General features: G+C 65.1%; 16 protein-coding genes. 8 read left to right on the plus strand and 8 right to left on the minus strand.

Annotation, left to right across the window (positions count from 1 at the left end):
* Positions 1-60 precede the first annotated feature (60 nt).
* Both AC1DYS_RS13585 and AC1DYS_RS13590 read right to left on the minus strand, forming a co-directional pair.
* Positions 61-381 carry a hypothetical protein gene (locus AC1DYS_RS13585; RefSeq protein WP_477899907.1) on the minus strand — a complete coding sequence of 107 codons (321 nt, stop codon included), beginning with the start codon at positions 379-381 and terminating at the stop codon, positions 61-63.
* Entirely contained in the window at positions 381-797 is a 417-nt protein-coding gene (locus AC1DYS_RS13590) for a Fur family transcriptional regulator (protein ID WP_477899909.1), read from the minus strand. The genes AC1DYS_RS13585 and AC1DYS_RS13590 overlap by 1 nt, the downstream gene beginning before the upstream one ends.
* A 112-nt stretch (positions 798-909) precedes the next feature.
* Here AC1DYS_RS13590 and AC1DYS_RS13595 point away from each other — a divergent pair, with 112 nt between their 5' ends.
* The 5 genes from AC1DYS_RS13595 to AC1DYS_RS13615 all read left to right on the plus strand — a co-directional run bounded on the left by AC1DYS_RS13595 (position 910) and on the right by AC1DYS_RS13615 (position 4,184).
* Positions 910-1,047 carry a hypothetical protein gene (locus tag AC1DYS_RS13595; protein ID WP_477899911.1) on the plus strand — a complete coding sequence of 46 codons (138 nt, stop codon included), beginning with the start codon at positions 910-912 and terminating at the stop codon, positions 1,045-1,047.
* Positions 1,044-1,799, plus strand: coding sequence for a zinc ABC transporter ATP-binding protein AztA (gene aztA, locus AC1DYS_RS13600; RefSeq protein ID WP_477899913.1), 756 nt, complete (start codon positions 1,044-1,046; stop codon positions 1,797-1,799). The genes AC1DYS_RS13595 and aztA overlap by 4 nt, the downstream gene beginning before the upstream one ends.
* Complete coding sequence (locus tag AC1DYS_RS13605; RefSeq protein WP_477899915.1) at positions 1,796-2,683, plus strand: metal ABC transporter permease; 888 nt, start codon at positions 1,796-1,798, stop codon at positions 2,681-2,683. Before aztA ends, AC1DYS_RS13605 begins: the two co-directional genes overlap by 4 nt.
* 86 nt (positions 2,684-2,769) lie before the next feature.
* Entirely contained in the window at positions 2,770-3,615 is an 846-nt protein-coding gene (locus AC1DYS_RS13610; protein ID WP_477899917.1) for a metal ABC transporter substrate-binding protein, read from the plus strand.
* A gap of 2 nt (positions 3,616-3,617) precedes the next feature.
* Positions 3,618-4,184: a DUF3299 domain-containing protein gene (locus AC1DYS_RS13615; protein WP_477899919.1), complete on the plus strand. Its 567-nt coding sequence runs from the start codon at positions 3,618-3,620 to the stop codon at positions 4,182-4,184.
* Between the two features lie 170 nt (positions 4,185-4,354).
* Here the strand turns inward: AC1DYS_RS13615 and AC1DYS_RS13620 are convergent, their stop codons facing one another.
* Both AC1DYS_RS13620 and AC1DYS_RS13625 read right to left on the minus strand, forming a co-directional pair.
* Positions 4,355-4,699, minus strand: coding sequence for a hypothetical protein (locus tag AC1DYS_RS13620; protein ID WP_477899921.1), 345 nt, complete (start codon positions 4,697-4,699; stop codon positions 4,355-4,357).
* 231 nt (positions 4,700-4,930) lie between these two features.
* Positions 4,931-5,851 carry a LysR family transcriptional regulator gene (locus AC1DYS_RS13625; protein WP_477899923.1) on the minus strand — a complete coding sequence of 307 codons (921 nt, stop codon included), beginning with the start codon at positions 5,849-5,851 and terminating at the stop codon, positions 4,931-4,933.
* 47 nt (positions 5,852-5,898) lie between these two features.
* Here AC1DYS_RS13625 and AC1DYS_RS13630 point away from each other — a divergent pair, with 47 nt between their 5' ends.
* From AC1DYS_RS13630 to AC1DYS_RS13640, 3 genes are all read left to right on the plus strand, one after another.
* Complete coding sequence (locus tag AC1DYS_RS13630) at positions 5,899-7,407, plus strand: MFS transporter (RefSeq protein ID WP_477899925.1); 1,509 nt, start codon at positions 5,899-5,901, stop codon at positions 7,405-7,407.
* Between the two features lie 204 nt (positions 7,408-7,611).
* The gene (locus AC1DYS_RS13635; RefSeq protein WP_477899927.1) at positions 7,612-8,214 is read left to right on the plus strand and encodes an SRPBCC family protein; all 603 of its coding nucleotides are present in this window, start codon (positions 7,612-7,614) and stop codon (positions 8,212-8,214) included.
* Positions 8,215-8,326: 112 nt separating this feature from the next.
* Positions 8,327-8,809, plus strand: a complete 483-nt coding sequence (locus AC1DYS_RS13640; RefSeq protein WP_477899929.1) for a GreA/GreB family elongation factor — start codon at positions 8,327-8,329, stop codon at positions 8,807-8,809.
* Positions 8,810-9,054: 245 nt separating this feature from the next.
* Here the strand turns inward: AC1DYS_RS13640 and AC1DYS_RS13645 are convergent, their stop codons facing one another.
* The 4 genes from AC1DYS_RS13645 to AC1DYS_RS13660 form a co-directional block, all read right to left on the minus strand.
* Positions 9,055-11,061 (minus strand): hypothetical protein, encoded by a 2,007-nt coding sequence (locus tag AC1DYS_RS13645; protein WP_477899931.1) that lies wholly within the window; start codon positions 11,059-11,061, stop codon positions 9,055-9,057.
* Between the two features lie 518 nt (positions 11,062-11,579).
* Positions 11,580-12,449, minus strand: coding sequence for an ABC transporter permease (locus AC1DYS_RS13650; protein WP_477899933.1), 870 nt, complete (start codon positions 12,447-12,449; stop codon positions 11,580-11,582).
* Positions 12,446-13,321 carry an ABC transporter ATP-binding protein gene (locus tag AC1DYS_RS13655; RefSeq protein ID WP_477899935.1) on the minus strand — a complete coding sequence of 292 codons (876 nt, stop codon included), beginning with the start codon at positions 13,319-13,321 and terminating at the stop codon, positions 12,446-12,448. Before AC1DYS_RS13655 ends, AC1DYS_RS13650 begins: the two co-directional genes overlap by 4 nt.
* A 1-nt stretch (position 13,322) precedes the next feature.
* Positions 13,323-14,294: an ABC transporter substrate-binding protein gene (locus tag AC1DYS_RS13660; RefSeq protein WP_477900825.1), complete on the minus strand. Its 972-nt coding sequence runs from the start codon at positions 14,292-14,294 to the stop codon at positions 13,323-13,325.
* Between the last annotated feature and the right edge of the window lie 12 nt (positions 14,295-14,306).

Consider the following 14,306-nt stretch of genomic DNA (forward strand, 5'->3'; position numbering starts at 1 on the left):
GGCCTGGACGGCCGATGTGCTGTGCAGAGCCAGTCGGCGCTCAGGCCGGCGGGCGATGACTCAACCCAAGGTGGGCGGTGCGCGCGACAGATAGGCCACCGGGGAGGTGGCCAGGACAGGCTGCGTCAGCCGAATGACCGGCTGAACGTGCTCGAACCCGTCGAAAACAGTGAATGCGGGTGGCGGCGCTGGCAGTGCGGCACCAAAGGCCACCAGGCCATCGCAGGCTTCGCAATGTTCGGCGGCGGGCGCGCTCTGGTTCTTCGTGGCTTCGACGGCATGCGACAGCCAGTGCTGAACTGCGTGCTGCTGAGAGAACAGCAGCAGGAGGCCCAGCGCCACATGGGCGAGCAGCCTGCGCAGGTTCAGCGTGTTATTCATCAGGCGTGGCCGTGCGGCGCGCGTGCGCTGCGGGACCGCTTGGCCGGCTGCTGGCAGTCTGCGCAGCAGCCGTAGAGCGTGAGTTCGTGGCTTTCGACAGTGAAGCCCGCGGGTGCGAGCTTGGCCAGGTTGCCGGGGCACTGGTGCACGTCGAACACCCGGTCGCACACGCTGCACTGGAAGTGGTGGTGGTGCTCGTGCTGCGCCGATTCGTAGCGCGCGCTGTCGCCCGGCAGGTTCACCACCTGGATCTCGCCCGCTTCCAGCAGCAGCTTCAGGTTGCGGTAAACCGTGGCCTGCCCGAGCGCCGACACATCGGCCTGAGCAGCAGCCAGTACCTCTTGCGGTGACAAGGGTCGCTTCGCCGCGTCGATCACGGCGCGGATGGCTGCGCGTTGGCGGGTGGAGCGTTCCATGTCGGAGAGTGGAGGCGAGAAGGGCTTTGCGTCGCTGAAGTCGCGATCATCCCATGTTACGATAATGAGAAGCCGTTTTCATTAACGCCCTTTACATTTTTTAGCCGAACCGATGACGTCCGCCAACTTTCGCAGCCTGTTGATGTCGGGCGTCGTTCGCCGCCTGCTCGGGGCCGCCGTGCTGGTGGGCCTGCTCTGGCTGGCCGTGGTTTGGGCCATCGGTGAACCCACTTCGCTGATGTTGCAATGAGTGCCGCCATCCACATCGACGACCTCACATTGGCCTACGGCGGGCACCCGGCCGTGCACCATTTGTCGGGCACCTTCGAGGCCGGCTCGCTGACTGCCGTGGTCGGTCCGAACGGTGCCGGCAAGAGCAGCCTGCTGGCCGCGCTGATCGGGCGCCTCAAGTCGGCAGGCGGGCGCATCTCTCTGCCTGATGTCGCCGCCGGGCGCATCGCCTACCTGCCACAGCAAGCCGAGATCGATCGCGGCTTTCCGATCCGCGTGCTCGACGTCGTGATGCTCGGCCACTGGGGCCGGCTCGGCAGCTGGCGCGAAGCCACGCGCCAGCACCGGGCCGAGGCGCAGGCCGCGCTCGACGCGGTGGGCCTCGCTGGCTTCGAGCGGCGTTCGATCGGCGAGCTGTCGGTGGGCCAGTTTCAGCGGGTGTTGTTCGCGCGGGTGTTGTTGCAGGACGCCTCGGTGATCCTGCTCGATGAACCCTTCAACGCCATCGACGCCCGCACCACCGCAGACCTGCTGGGCGTGGTGCGGCGCTGGCACGGCGAAGCGCGCACCGTGGTGGCGGTGCTGCACGACCTCGAGCAGGTCCGGGCGCATTTCCCGCGCACCTTGCTGCTGGCGCGCGAGCCGGTGGCGTGGGGGCCGACTGCCGAGACGCTTTCGGCACAGAACCTGTTTCGCGCGCGGCAGATGGCCGAGGCCTGGAATGACGACGCCGCATGGTGCCGCGACACGCAAGACAAGGTTGCGGCATGACGCTCGCCGTGGAGCTTCACTCGGCGTTCATCCAGCCGTTCGCCGAGTTCGGCTTCATGCGCCGCGCGTTGGTGGCCTGCCTTGCTCTCGCGCTCAGCGGTGGCTCACTGGGCACCTTGCTGGTGGTGCGCCGCATGAGCCTGGTGGGTGATGCGATGGCGCATGCACTGCTGCCGGGCGCGGCGATCGGCTTCATCTTCGCGGGCCTGTCGTTGCCCGCGATGAGCCTGGGTGGCTTCATCGCCGCGCTGCTGGTGGCGGCGCTGGCCGCCGGCGTGACGCGCTGGACCTCGCAGAAGGAAGACGCGAGCTTCGCCGCCTTCTACCTGATCGCATTGGCCGCCGGCGTGATGCTGATCTCGCTGCGCGGCACCAGCGTCGACCTGATGCACGTGCTGTTCGGCAGCATCCTGGCGGTCGATGATGCATCTCTGTTCCTGATTGCCAGCGTTGCGAGCGTGTCGCTGCTGGCCCTGGCACTGGTGGCGCGGCCCTTGATCATCGAGTGCTTCGACCCGGGCTTTCTGCGCGCCGTCGGCGGGCGCGGTGGTTGGCATCACCAGATCTTTCTGGTGCTGCTGGTGGCCAACCTCGTCGGTGGTTTTCAGGCGCTGGGCACGCTGATGGCCGTCGGCCTCTTGATGCTGCCCGCCATTGCCGCGCGCTTCTGGGCGCATGACATCGGCAGGCTGTGCGCGATCGCAACCGCGTTCGCCATGGCCAGCAGCTACGCCGGCTTGCTGCTCTCGTACCACGCGCACCTGCCATCGGGCCCGGCCATCGTGTTGGTGGCTGGCGGCATCTACCTCGCGTCGCTGTGCCTGGGCTCGCGTGACAGCCTGCGCAGCCGCTGGTCCGGTGTGCGCAGGCATCGGGTGGCGTGATGAGTTCTCGTGTAATCACATCGCGTAGACGTTGGCTGCAGGGCGCTGCCGCTGTTGCCTCATCCGTTGCCTCTTTCCCGTGGCTCATGTCATCGGCGCACGCGCAAGCGCCGGCTCGCAAGCTCCGCGTGGTCGCCAGCTTCTCGATCCTCGCCGACATGGCACGCGAGGTCGGCGGTGACGCCGTCGACGTGACCGCGCTGGTGGGCCCGGACGGCGATGCCCATGTCTTCGAGCCGACCCCTGCCGACGTGAAGCGCCTGTCCAATGCCGATCTCGTGATCGTCAACGGACTGCGCTTCGAGGGCTGGATCGAACGGCTGATCCAAGTGTCGGGCTACCGCGGTCCGGTGGTCGTGGCGAGCAAGGGCATCACGACGCGCCTGCTCGGTCCCGCGCCCGATCCGCACGCTTGGCAGAGCCTCGCGAATGCACGGCGCTATGTCGACAACATTCGCGCGGCCTTCGTGGCGGCGCGGCCGTCTCACACGGCGCACATCGAACAGCGCAGTGCCAACTACCTCCGGCGTGTGGATGCGCTTGACGCGTCAGTGCGCAAGCGACTGGGCCAGGTCGCGCCTGCCGACCGGCGCGTGGTGACCTCGCACGATGCCTTCGGATACTTCGCCGAGGCGTACGGCGTGACCTTCATCTCGGCGGTTGGCTGGTCGACCGGCTCCGAGGCATCTGCCGCCGATGTGTCGCGCATCGTGCGGCAGCTCAGGGCGCAGAACGTGCGCGCGGTGTTCGTCGAGAACATCAGCGATCCGCGGCTGGTGCAGCGCATTGCCCACGAGGCCGGTGCGCGTGTCGGCGGCACGCTGTACTCGGATGCCTTGTCGCCACCCGGCACCGCCGGCGACACCTACCTGCGCATGTTCGATCACAACGCATCCACGCTGCTGGCCGCTTTGCAGGTGCGGGCGCCGTAGCCATGAAACGCCGCGTGGTCCTTGCGCTGCTTGCCGCGTCGTGCGTTGCAGCAGTGGCGCTCGGGGCCACGGTGGCGACTCACATGCTGAGGTCTCGGCAGCAAGCCGATTCAACACCGCGCGTCTATGCCGAGATTCGCTGGGAGGCCCTGATCCCGCCAGACTGGGACCCGATGAAGCGCTTTCTTGCCAGCAACAAAGGAGTGATGGACGACTCCGACGCCAACGGGCAACGCCTCATGCGCGCCATCTGGGACCACGCGCCCACGGTGGACGCGATGGACGAGCGCGACATTCGTCTCACCGGCTATGTCGTCCCGCTCGAAGAAAGCGAAGGCGAGCTGAAAGAGTTTCTGCTGGTGCCTTACTTCGGAGCCTGCATCCATTCGCCACCGCCGCCTGCAAACCAGATCGTCGAGGTCCGGGCTACGCGGTCACTGAGCGGCGTGCAGTCGATGGACATCGTCTCGGTCAGCGGCCGTTTGAGTGTGGCTAGAGGCGAATCGTCGATGGGCACGACGGGCTATCGCATCGATGCTTCGTTGGTCGAAGCGACTGCTGCGCATTGAGCAGCGCTCGGCACCGGTAAATCCTCTACATCGGTAAAGCAGTGAGCATGATCTCGTGTGAGATTTTCTCGATGACCATCAGCTCAGGTGCGGCACCCGAAGCGAACTGATGCGCGGAACCGGCAGGGAGCGCGAACCGTCGCGCTGCCCCACCTGAACCGTTTCAAGCGTCAGTTGCGGTCGGCGCGTGGAGCCAGAGCTGCCGCTGGTGCGGAATCACTGGAGGATGTACCGCTGCTCGTGCTGCTGTCATTGGCAGGGGCTGCAGTCGTGCTGCCGCTTGTGCTGCTGTCCATCGTTGCAGCAGGAGCCGCAGTAGTGCTGCTGTCAGGCGCTCCGCTGGTCGCAGGGGTGGTGCTCGTGCTTGAGCTGTCAGTGGTGCCGGGCGCGGTGGTCGCCGGTGCGGCCGCATCGCCCGAAGTGGTGCCACCCGACTGGGCATAGCTCAACCCGATGGCCACGGTGGCGGCCACGGCTCCTGCGGCCACGAGGGTCTGCTTGAGTAGCTTTTGCATGTGCGAATCTCCTTCAGTTTGATGTGAACAATTCGTCGCCCATCGATCAAGGTCTGATCGAGGCCGGCGCATCAAACTGGCAAGAGGTGTTCCGTTCGCGGGGGCAGAAGGGCGGGTTGCGTGATCGTCCTACACGATCGCGCGGTCAGCGGGAAGTGCAGGCCCCATACCGCGGCGAGGCCTGAAGCTGAGCTGAACGCGTGCTGCACCGCTCGCGGCGGCGATCGCACTTCAAGATATTGTCGCGAGGCGTTGCCGGCACACCTCGAGCACGACGCTGCGCAACCATCGGTGTGCTGAATCTCGATCCAGTCGCGGGTGCCACATCTGCGATATGGTGATGTGCTCCGTCGGTACCGGGAGCTCGAACGAGCGCATGGCGCTGCTTGCTCTCTGGTGTTCGAAGTACGACGCGGGTATCAGCGCCACCATGTCGGTGGCGGCCGCAGTCGACAGCGCGGTGCCGAAGCTGGGAACGACGACTGCGACATTGCGCGTCAATCCAGTGGCGGCGAGCGCGTCGTCCACCGGGCCTGTGATCCGTCCCCGGCGCGACGTGACCACATGGTCACAGGCGGCATATCGCTCGGGTGTTATCTCGCCGTCGGCCAGTAGCGGATGCCCCTGTCGCACGACGGCGATGAAGTGGTCCCGGTAGAGTGTTTGAACGCGCACCTCGGGGCCAGACTCGTCGAGAACGCCGACGTCGAGATCGATCAATCCCTCCCGCAGCGGGCGCACGTCCTTGTCGGGCTTGGGCGCGAATCGCAGGCGCACACCGGGCGCTTCGCGTGCGGTGCGTGCCGCGAGCAGATGCGCAAAGGCCTCGATGAAGCCGTCATTGGCCCGCACGGTGAACATGCGCTCGAGCGCGCTCAAGTTCAGGTTGGGGCCGGCGGGCCGAAGTACAGCACTTGCCTCCTCGACCAACTTCTTGACTCCCTCGCGCAGCGCCAGCGCACGCGGTGTGGGAACCATGGCCCGGCCTGCACGCACCAGGAGCTCGTCGCCCGTCGCTTCACGCAGTCTCGCCAGCGTGCGGCTTATGGCTGATTCGCTCAGACCCAAACGCTCGGCTGCTCTGGAGACGCTGCCCTCGGAGAGCAGGGCGTTCAACGCAATGAGAAGGTTGAGGTCTGCGTCAGTGGGCATGCGCTGAAGCTAGCACGGTTTGGTGAAGCAGGGCAGGCGTCGCATGCATGAACAAGATGCGCACCGCGCTCTGTCTGGGCCGATATCGTCGACCTATGCTGATGTGGCGCGATCGAGCGTGCCCTCTGGTCCACACCATGCTGTCACCTGTCCTCGAATCCAACTCTCCCATGGGCTCTCGCCGCACCGAGCCCGGCGCGGCGAACGAGCTTGATGGTCTGCCACTGCCGCGGCGCTACGCAGCCGTCGCCGCGATCCTCGGCGCGGGCGTGCTCGTGGTGCTCGACGGCGCCATCGCCAACGTCGCGCTGCCGAGCATTGCTCAGCAGTTGCAGGCCGCGCCGGCCGACGCTGTCTGGATCGTCACCGCTTATCAGCTTGCCGTCGTGATGTTCCTGCTGCCCGCGTCCGCTGTCGGCGAGAGATTGGGCTATCGCCGTGTGTTCGCCGGCGGCGTCGCACTGTTCACCGCGGCGTCGGTGCTGTGCGCGCTGGCGCCGTCGTTGCCTTGGCTGGTGGCGGCAAGATGCCTTCAGGGGCTGGGCGGCGCGGCGGTCATGCCGCTGGGTCTTGCGCTGTTGCGCTTCACCTATCCGCGTCGATTGCTGGGTCAGGCGATCGCATGGAACGCGCTGGCAGTCGCTGGCGCTACAGCGGCGGGGCCGGCCGTCGGCGCCGGCTTGCTGTCGGTCGCGAGCTGGCCGTGGCTCTTCGCGGTGAATCTGCCCGTCGGCGCTCTGGTACTGGCCGCCTGTGCCAGGTTGCCGAGCCCGCAAGGCACCGGGCTTCGCCTTGACCTCGGGAGCATCGCGCTCAACGCGATCATGTTCGCCGCCTTCGTGCTAGGCAGCGATTGGCTGCCGTCGTCACCGTGGTCCGGCGGTGTGTTGCTCGCCGTGTCGGCCGGCTCCATGGTTCTGCTGGTACGGCGCGAGAAACCGAAGGCGGCACCGCTGATCCCGCTGGATCTGCTGCGGGTGCGATCGTTTCGGTTGTCGATCGTCGCGTCGGTGTGCTGCTTCACCGGGCAGATGATCGGCTATTTGGCGCTGCCGTTCTACTTCCAGCACGAGCTGGGCCTGAGCACGATGGCCACCGGTGCCTTGATGACACCGTGGCCCCTGGCAGTGATGTTGGCTGCGCCGTTGTCGGCGCGCCTGGCCAAACGAGTGCCGACCGCGTGGCTTTGCGCCTTCGGAGGTGGGTGCCTCTCGATCGGCCTGGCGTTGTGCGCGGTCTGGCCTATCGAGGGGGACGCTCAGCTGCCGATGGCGATCTTCACAAGCCTGGCAGGTCTCGGCTTCGGATTCTTTCAGACACCGAACAACCAGAACATGCTGCTCGCCGCGCCGAAAGAACGCAGCGGAGCGGCCGGAGGTGCGCAGGGGACTGCGCGGCTGACCGGGTTGACGCTCGGCAGCCTGCTGATGGGACTTCTGTTCGCGCTGTGGGCACCACCGCACGCTGTGCACTGGGGTTTGGCGCTCGCGGCGTTGGCTGCATTGGCCGGCGGAGCCGTTAGCTTGCTAAGAAGCTCGGGTGGACGAACCGGGTGACGCGCCCCGAGCAGGGTTGACTGTGTGCGGCAGTGTCCGCTGCTCGGCTGCCTGACGAGGTACTCAGGCCGCGGCAACGAGTCGGCAGTTTCACGATAAGCCTAGCCATACAAAAATGCATGGACGCTCAGCACCTTTGAGCAATTCCATTGGAACTCAGCCACGCCCAGACTTCCTCCATCGCAACTTCTTTGGAGAGTCAACATGGGAAACAACAGCATGGTGGAAGGTTCGGGCCTCAATGGCTCGATGTGGGTCCGCTGGAGTCTGGCCGCACGCACCGCGGCCGGAGCTGTGCTCGCTGCGGCACTCAGCATATTTCTGCAGATCGGCGATGCGCGCGCGGCACAGGTCAGGGGGATCGACCCGGAGGCACCGGTCATCTCCCGTCAGGAGATCATGATCAATGCTCCGCTCGCGACGATCTGGAAGATTCAGACCGACATCTCGTCCTGGACCACGTGGCGGCCAACCGTCACGGCAGCTCGCTTCGACGGCGAACTGGCCGTCGGCTCGGCCTTCAAGTGGGAAGAAGGTGGCCTGCAGATCACCTCGACCGTGCAGGAACTCGCACCGCTGCGCCGCATCGTCTGGACAGGCCCCGCGCAAGGCATCGACGCCGTCCACGTCTGGCAGTTCACCGAGACTGCACAGGGCGTCAAGGTGAGCACCGAGGAATCATGGAGTGGCGAGGTCGTGCGGGCCAACGCGGCATCGCTCCAACCCCTCCTGGACGGTGCGCTTCAGGACTGGCTGACACGATTGAAGGCTACCAGCGAAGCCAGCGTGTCGAAAACAAGCCGTTAGACCCGCGTGAGCGGCGCCACCGTTCGTGGCGCCGTGACCCATTCGCTAGATTGGTGGAGCCCTTGATAATCAAGATCAGACCCCGCTTGTTCGAGATGCCTAACCTTTCATCATGGATAAATCATTGCTTCAGCAACAGGTGCTGGGACGGCTCGCCGAAGACCTGCTGCAAGCCGAACAGGCAGCCCGGGCGGCCCATGAAACGGCGACTCACGAAGAAAGCGTCGCCGAAAACAAATACGACACATTGGGTCTCGAAGCTGCCTACCTGGCCACCGGCCAAGCTCGTCGCGCCGACGCCATTCGCCAGGCGATGGCCAATTGGCGCCAATTCCGCCCGCGCCCCTACGACGCCAGCAAAGGTATACAGCTCGGCGCGCTGGTCTGCCTGGTCGATTCCGACGGCAAGCAGCAACAGCTCTTTCTCGGCCCGGATGGGGGCAGCATGAAGTTGATCAGCGGCGCCCAACTCGTTCAGGTCATCAGCAGCGAAGCCCCGTTGGGCAGGGCCATGCTGGGTAAATGCGAGGGTGATGAGGTGTCGATACAGGGCGCTCCAATCCGACAGCAGTTTGAGGTGCTGCGGGTTTATTAAGACGCCAGCAAGCTTGAGAGCGCGACCTCGAACGCGCAGTCCTGGCCACAACCGGTCGTTGGCGAATGACCGACTCTCGGGTTTCATTTGAGGCGATGAACTCGTCAAAAAATCGCGGGCTCTCCCGAAATCCAAGGGATGGAATGAGTGCGCAATCTCAAAACACGTCGAGCGCCGCATCGACCATTCCTTGCCGCACGACGGGAACTGACCATGCATCCCAAGGATCAGTCTCCCGCAGAACCTCATCGCAGCCAGACCAGACTCGTCATCGTTCTTGCCGAGTCGCTGCCAATGATTAACGCCCGGTCATCCCACAGCAAAACAAAGGCGGGCAGCCCGAACTGGTCGATATTGGTTAGGCCCCCACTCTCTGTGCTTAAGGACATTGCCGAAGTCGAAGCTGCGGCCATCGCAAAGGGACTACTGCCTGGCTGGACGAACGACGTGAGGATGAAGTCCCTGGTGAGGCCCGAATGCGGAGACGCTACCTGGTAGATGAAACTGCTCACAACGAGCCGGTCACCGATCGCCCGCGTCAGCACGGGCGTGTTGCTGCCGACCCAGGACGCAGGCAACAACTCGTTGTCGAGGCTGCCCGAGTTGCCACGCTGAGAATTCCATCCCGCGTCCAGCGTCACGCCTCGCGGCAGCGAATCCGGTAGCGGACCGTAGCCTGAGTACGTGAAGACGGGCCCGTTCCACCGCAGAGCGGCGACACCGCTGCCCAGCACGGGTTCGACGACCCGCGCAATCCCGGAGGCTGGCACTGTGCCCAACGTTCGCACGTCCGCTACCCCACCGCTTCCGAGCACGATCGCGTAGTGATAGCCGATCGTGTTGAACTCGACGTGGGTCCAACTTATCAGCAACCGACCTGCTGCCGCGCTCAGCCCTACGCCGCTGATCTGGCCGCCCATGCTCGGAGTATCCAGAACCTGCGCCGCGGCCAATGGCAGCCCGTCTGGATCAAAGGGTTGCAGCATCAGCTTGCCGTAGTCGCTGACTTGGCTACCCGCGCTGAGCCAGCTAAGCCAGAGCACCTGGCCATCCCAGGCCATCCCCACATTGACGTTGTTGGTGAGCAAGTTCACCGTGCTCGAGCTCCCCTGCAGAGTACCGCTGGCATCGACGCGTTGCAGTTTCAGTGCGCCCGGATTCGTGCTCACTGGCATCACAAGCAAGGCGGTGTTGCTGTCGACTCCGAACAAGTTCGGCGAGGCAAAGACAGAGCGCGAGTCGCCCAGGCCCGCCACCTGTCTAGTCGATTGCAGGATGCCGCGCTTGTCGAAGACGCCAAAGGTCAAAGCCCCTGGATCGCTGGCCTGCAGGCTCTCGGACAGCAGCAGCGCCCGATCACCCAGCGTCGTGGCCGCAAGGGGGCGTGGCAGTAGCAAGAGGGGCGAAGCGCCAGGCACTATCGCGGCCCTCGGCCCTATTGAGCCAATGCCCTGCGTGACACCGTCCCAACTGAAAAGCAGTTCGTCGTAAGCGACTGGACCGATGCCGCTGGTGGCGACAGCGCTCAGAGTGCGGCGAACGATGCCGACGCCGGCAACGTACCACTGAGTCTGCACCTGCGATATGACTGGCCTCGCCGCGCCGTTCGACGAGTTCTTCACACGCACAAGGAGGGTCGTTTCTACCTTCAACGCCGTCACCGTGCGGCCCAGCTCACTCAGGTCGACGCTTTCATCGCCCTGCACCCGAGAATAGATCGCCACATCTGCAACGTCAGCCCTGCCGTCACCATCGACATCGACGCCCGTCGGCAGATCGATGTGCTCGTACTGCGTGTATTGATCGTTGACCCGAACCGGCGAACGCAACTCCGTCATCGCCACGACATCGTCGCTGCCCACACCCAGTGGATCCCTGGCCCGGACGATGACGTTCCCCGCGCTCAGCGCAATTGCCGTCGTTTCGTCCCCATCTAGAAATACTTGGTTCTCGGCTTCTTGGACAGTGCCACTGGCCGAGTTCTGACTGACGGACGACGTGTAGCGAGTGAGCGTGCTGCCATCGACATCCTTCCGAACGCCACGGTACTGCCACCGGGCGCCGTCGATCAAAGGTCGCAGATCGGCTGCGTTAGCGTACAGCGTGACACCCGCCGCTGAGGCTATCGGTACGAGTCCAGTTGTGGCGCCATTGCCATTTCCATTCCCAACGTCAGCAGGTGCGCCGCCGCCCCCACCGCCGCAGGCCGTGAGTAGGCATGCCATAAGGGCTGCCACAAGTTTTGAATTCATGTTGTCCTCGATTGCCCCAGATGTGTCTCGGGAGTCCCTTGTCCTAGGAGATCATCTCATCGGAGTGATACGGACAGGCCCTGGCTAACCCCCCAATCCAGGTGGCAAGAGCCCGAGGCCGTTTCAGCTTTGCGACTAAGACGTCGTCCAACGACTGCTTGCCGACATTTTGCTGAAACAGGTGCCTGGCCGCTTAGGGTCCGAGAGCTCCAGTTGACTGCGAGGAACAGCAGTCATTCAAGAGGTAACCCGATCGACCTACTGGCGTTGAGGGTTCCAGAGACCGCTGTGCGTTCATTGCTGTCGCTCGGGCCAGCGAGGGAACGCAGGAGTGAAGGACAGCTTGTTGGCAGTCAGCGTGAGCTCGCCCGGCGCCGGCGACCGCCAGCATCCGATGTATGGCGGTAATACACCCGAGCGCATGGACGCCGCAGGGGACGAAGCGTCACTTGACTGCGGCAGAACGCAACCTCCCGCAGACGCTGCCATGAGACTCGACACGGCCGCACACAAACCCTTCAGCGCTGCACACCCCATCGCCGCACTGTCAGGCGCTCGAGTGTGTCGAAGCCCAGGCTCTCGACCAGCAGCCCGATCAGGATGACGCTGGCGAGGCCGGCGAACACCTTGTCGGTGTAGAGCTCGTTGCGGTTCTGGAAGATGTACCAGCCCAAACCACCCTTGCCGGACGATGCGCCGAAGAACAGCTCGGCCGCGATCAGCGTGCGCCAGGCGAATGCCCAGCCGATGCGCAGGCCAGACAGGATCGCCGGCAGCGCCGACGGCACGAGGATGGCGACCACGTAGCGCAACCCACGCAGGCCGTAGTTGCGCCCGGCCATGCGCAGCGTCTCCGGCACACCCTGGAAGCCGGCGTAGGTGGCCAGGGCGAGCGGCCACAGCACCGAATGCACGAGCACGAACAGCAGGCTCGCCTTGCCGAGGCCGAACCACAGCAGGGCCAGCGGCAGCAGAGCGATGGCCGGCAGCGGGTTGAACATGGATGTCAGCGTCGACAACAGGTCTCGCCCGATACGGGTGGATGCCGCCAGCGACGTCAATGCAAAGGCCGCCACGATGCCTAGCGCGTAACCCTGCAAAAGCATGGAGAGCGAGACAGCCGCCTTGTCGATCAGCTCGCCGCTCGCCACGCCCGCGATGAAGGCCTGTGCCGACTGGGTGAAGGTGGGCAACAGCAGTTCATTGTCTGCGAGACGCGCGGCCACTTCCCACAGCAGCGCGAGCAGCGCCACGATCACGGTCTTGCGCAAGGCGGCGTGTTGCCACAGGCGTTGCGGCCAAGGCAGCAGGCGTTCGGGCGGCGCGTCGGCCAGCGGTTCGAGCGTGCGCTCGTACTCGGGGCGAACGGGTGGGTTCGCGGCCGTCATGGCGCCGTCCCCTGCGCAGGCTCATCGAACAGCAGGCCGTGGATGCGCTGGGCTTGCGCCTGGAAGTCTGCACCGCCCAGGCTGTGCAGCCCGAAGTTGTGCGCGTTCAGTTCAGCCCGCACACGGCCAGGCCGCGGTGACAACACGAGGATGCGGTTGCCGACCACCAGCGCCTCTTCGATCGAGTGTGTGACGAAGAGCAGTGTGAAGCGCACGTCGTCCCACAGTGCGAGCAGCTCTTCCTGCATGCGCCGGCGCGTGAGCGCATCCAGCGCGGCAAACGGCTCGTCCATCAGCAGCACCTTGGGTTGCATGGCGAGTGCACGTGCGATGGCCACGCGCTGCTTCATGCCGCCCGACAATTCATGCGGATAAGCGTTCGCAAAGTCCGCCAGGCCGACCTTGGCAAGTGCATCGAAGGCCCGCTCGCGAGCCTCTTTCTTGCTGCAGCGGCGCGCGGCCAGCAGCGGGAAAGCCACGTTCGCGATCACCGTCTTCCATGGCGGCAATTGGTCGAACTCCTGGAACACGACGATGCGATCGGGCCCCGGTTCGCGCACGGCTTGGCCGTCGAGTCGGATCTCGCCTTCTCGCAGCGGCAGAAAGCCGGCGATGGCTTTCAGCAGAGACGACTTGCCGCAGCCCGAGGCGCCGAGCAGCACGAAGCGGTCGGCGCGGTGCACGTCGAAGCTCACGCGGTGCGTGGCGCGCACCACGCGGTCTTGCGTGGCGTACTCCAGCGTCACGCCGTCGACCTGCAGCAGCGCATGGCTGTGAAGTGCTGGTGCAATGGACGTGGCCGTGCCGCGCGGCGCGGGCGTGGCGCTGCCAGCGTCGGACTCGCGCAACAGAGCAGTGGCGGCGGCATTCATCTCAGTTGGCCGCGGTGTTCTGCGCGTCGTCGAAGAAGTAGTCGAGCGCACGTGTCGGCTTGTTCTTGATCGCGCCCACTCGGTGCATGAACTCGGCCAGTGCGAAGGTGTTCTGCGGTGCGAGCTTGAACTCGACCTCGGGGTTCTTGATGATCTTCAGCAGCAGCGCGCGGTCGATGCCCGACTTGTTGGTGCGGATGAAGATGTCGGCCGCCTTCTCGGGGTCGGCCTTCACAAGCTTCGCCGCTTCGGCCAGCGCATCGACGAAGGCCTTGTAGGTCTTCGGGTTGTCGCGGCGATACTTCTCGGTGGCGTAGAGCACGGTGGCCGAGGCCGGGCCGCCCAGCACCTGGTAGCTGCTGAGAACGATGTGCGCGTTGGGGTTGCCGGCGAGTCCTTGTTCCTGGAACGGCGGATTGCCGAAGTGCGCGGTGATCTCGGTGCCGCCCTTGACGATAGCCGCCGTGGCCTCGGGGTGCGGCACGGCCACCTGCAGCTTGTCGAGCTTGTTGTACTGCGCATCGCCCCACTGCCGCGCCGAGGCGAGCTGCAGGATGCGCGATTGCACCGACACACCTACCGCGGGCAGCGCAATGCGGTCCTTGTCGCTGAAGTCGGCAATCGTCTTGACGGCTGGGTTGATGCTGGTCAGGTAGTACGGGAAGTTGCCGAGCGACGCGATGCCGCGCACGTTCTGCTTGCCCACCGTGCGGTCCCACAGCGTGAGCAAGGGGCCGACGCCGGCGCCGCCCACGTCGATGGAACCCGACAGCAGCGCCTCGTTGACGGCAGCGCCGCCCGAGAGCTTGACGAACTCGACCTTGATGTCGATGCCCTGGGCCTTGCCCTGTTTCTCTATCAGGCCTTGGTCTTGTGCCACGTTGAGCAGCAGGTACACGATGCCGAACTGCTCGGCAATGCGCAGCTGGCCCTCGGCGCGGGCGGGCAGGGCCGTCAGGGAAATCAAGGCCATGCCCAGGGCAGC

It is taken from the genome of Rhizobacter sp. P2_G4, from assembly GCF_056403575.1.

Coding starts and splice junctions, on each gene's coding strand:
- AC1DYS_RS13660 (WP_477900825.1), bottom strand. CDS start 14,294: ATGGCCTTGATTTCCCTGACGGCCCTGCCCGCCCGCGCCGAGGGCCAG.
- AC1DYS_RS13635 (WP_477899927.1), top strand. CDS start 7,612: ATGGGAAACAACAGCATGGTGGAAGGTTCGGGCCTCAATGGCTCGATG.
- AC1DYS_RS13595 (WP_477899911.1), top strand. CDS start 910: ATGACGTCCGCCAACTTTCGCAGCCTGTTGATGTCGGGCGTCGTTCGC.
- AC1DYS_RS13650 (WP_477899933.1), bottom strand. CDS start 12,449: ATGACGGCCGCGAACCCACCCGTTCGCCCCGAGTACGAGCGCACGCTC.
- AC1DYS_RS13610 (WP_477899917.1), top strand. CDS start 2,770: ATGTCATCGGCGCACGCGCAAGCGCCGGCTCGCAAGCTCCGCGTGGTC.
- AC1DYS_RS13655 (WP_477899935.1), bottom strand. CDS start 13,321: ATGAATGCCGCCGCCACTGCTCTGTTGCGCGAGTCCGACGCTGGCAGC.
- AC1DYS_RS13585 (WP_477899907.1), bottom strand. CDS start 381: ATGAATAACACGCTGAACCTGCGCAGGCTGCTCGCCCATGTGGCGCTG.
- AC1DYS_RS13640 (WP_477899929.1), top strand. CDS start 8,327: ATGGATAAATCATTGCTTCAGCAACAGGTGCTGGGACGGCTCGCCGAA.
- AC1DYS_RS13630 (WP_477899925.1), top strand. CDS start 5,899: ATGAACAAGATGCGCACCGCGCTCTGTCTGGGCCGATATCGTCGACCT.
- AC1DYS_RS13620 (WP_477899921.1), bottom strand. CDS start 4,699: ATGCAAAAGCTACTCAAGCAGACCCTCGTGGCCGCAGGAGCCGTGGCC.
- AC1DYS_RS13625 (WP_477899923.1), bottom strand. CDS start 5,851: ATGCCCACTGACGCAGACCTCAACCTTCTCATTGCGTTGAACGCCCTG.
- AC1DYS_RS13605 (WP_477899915.1), top strand. CDS start 1,796: ATGACGCTCGCCGTGGAGCTTCACTCGGCGTTCATCCAGCCGTTCGCC.
- aztA (WP_477899913.1), top strand. CDS start 1,044: ATGAGTGCCGCCATCCACATCGACGACCTCACATTGGCCTACGGCGGG.
- AC1DYS_RS13615 (WP_477899919.1), top strand. CDS start 3,618: ATGAAACGCCGCGTGGTCCTTGCGCTGCTTGCCGCGTCGTGCGTTGCA.
- AC1DYS_RS13645 (WP_477899931.1), bottom strand. CDS start 11,061: ATGAATTCAAAACTTGTGGCAGCCCTTATGGCATGCCTACTCACGGCC.
- AC1DYS_RS13590 (WP_477899909.1), bottom strand. CDS start 797: ATGGAACGCTCCACCCGCCAACGCGCAGCCATCCGCGCCGTGATCGAC.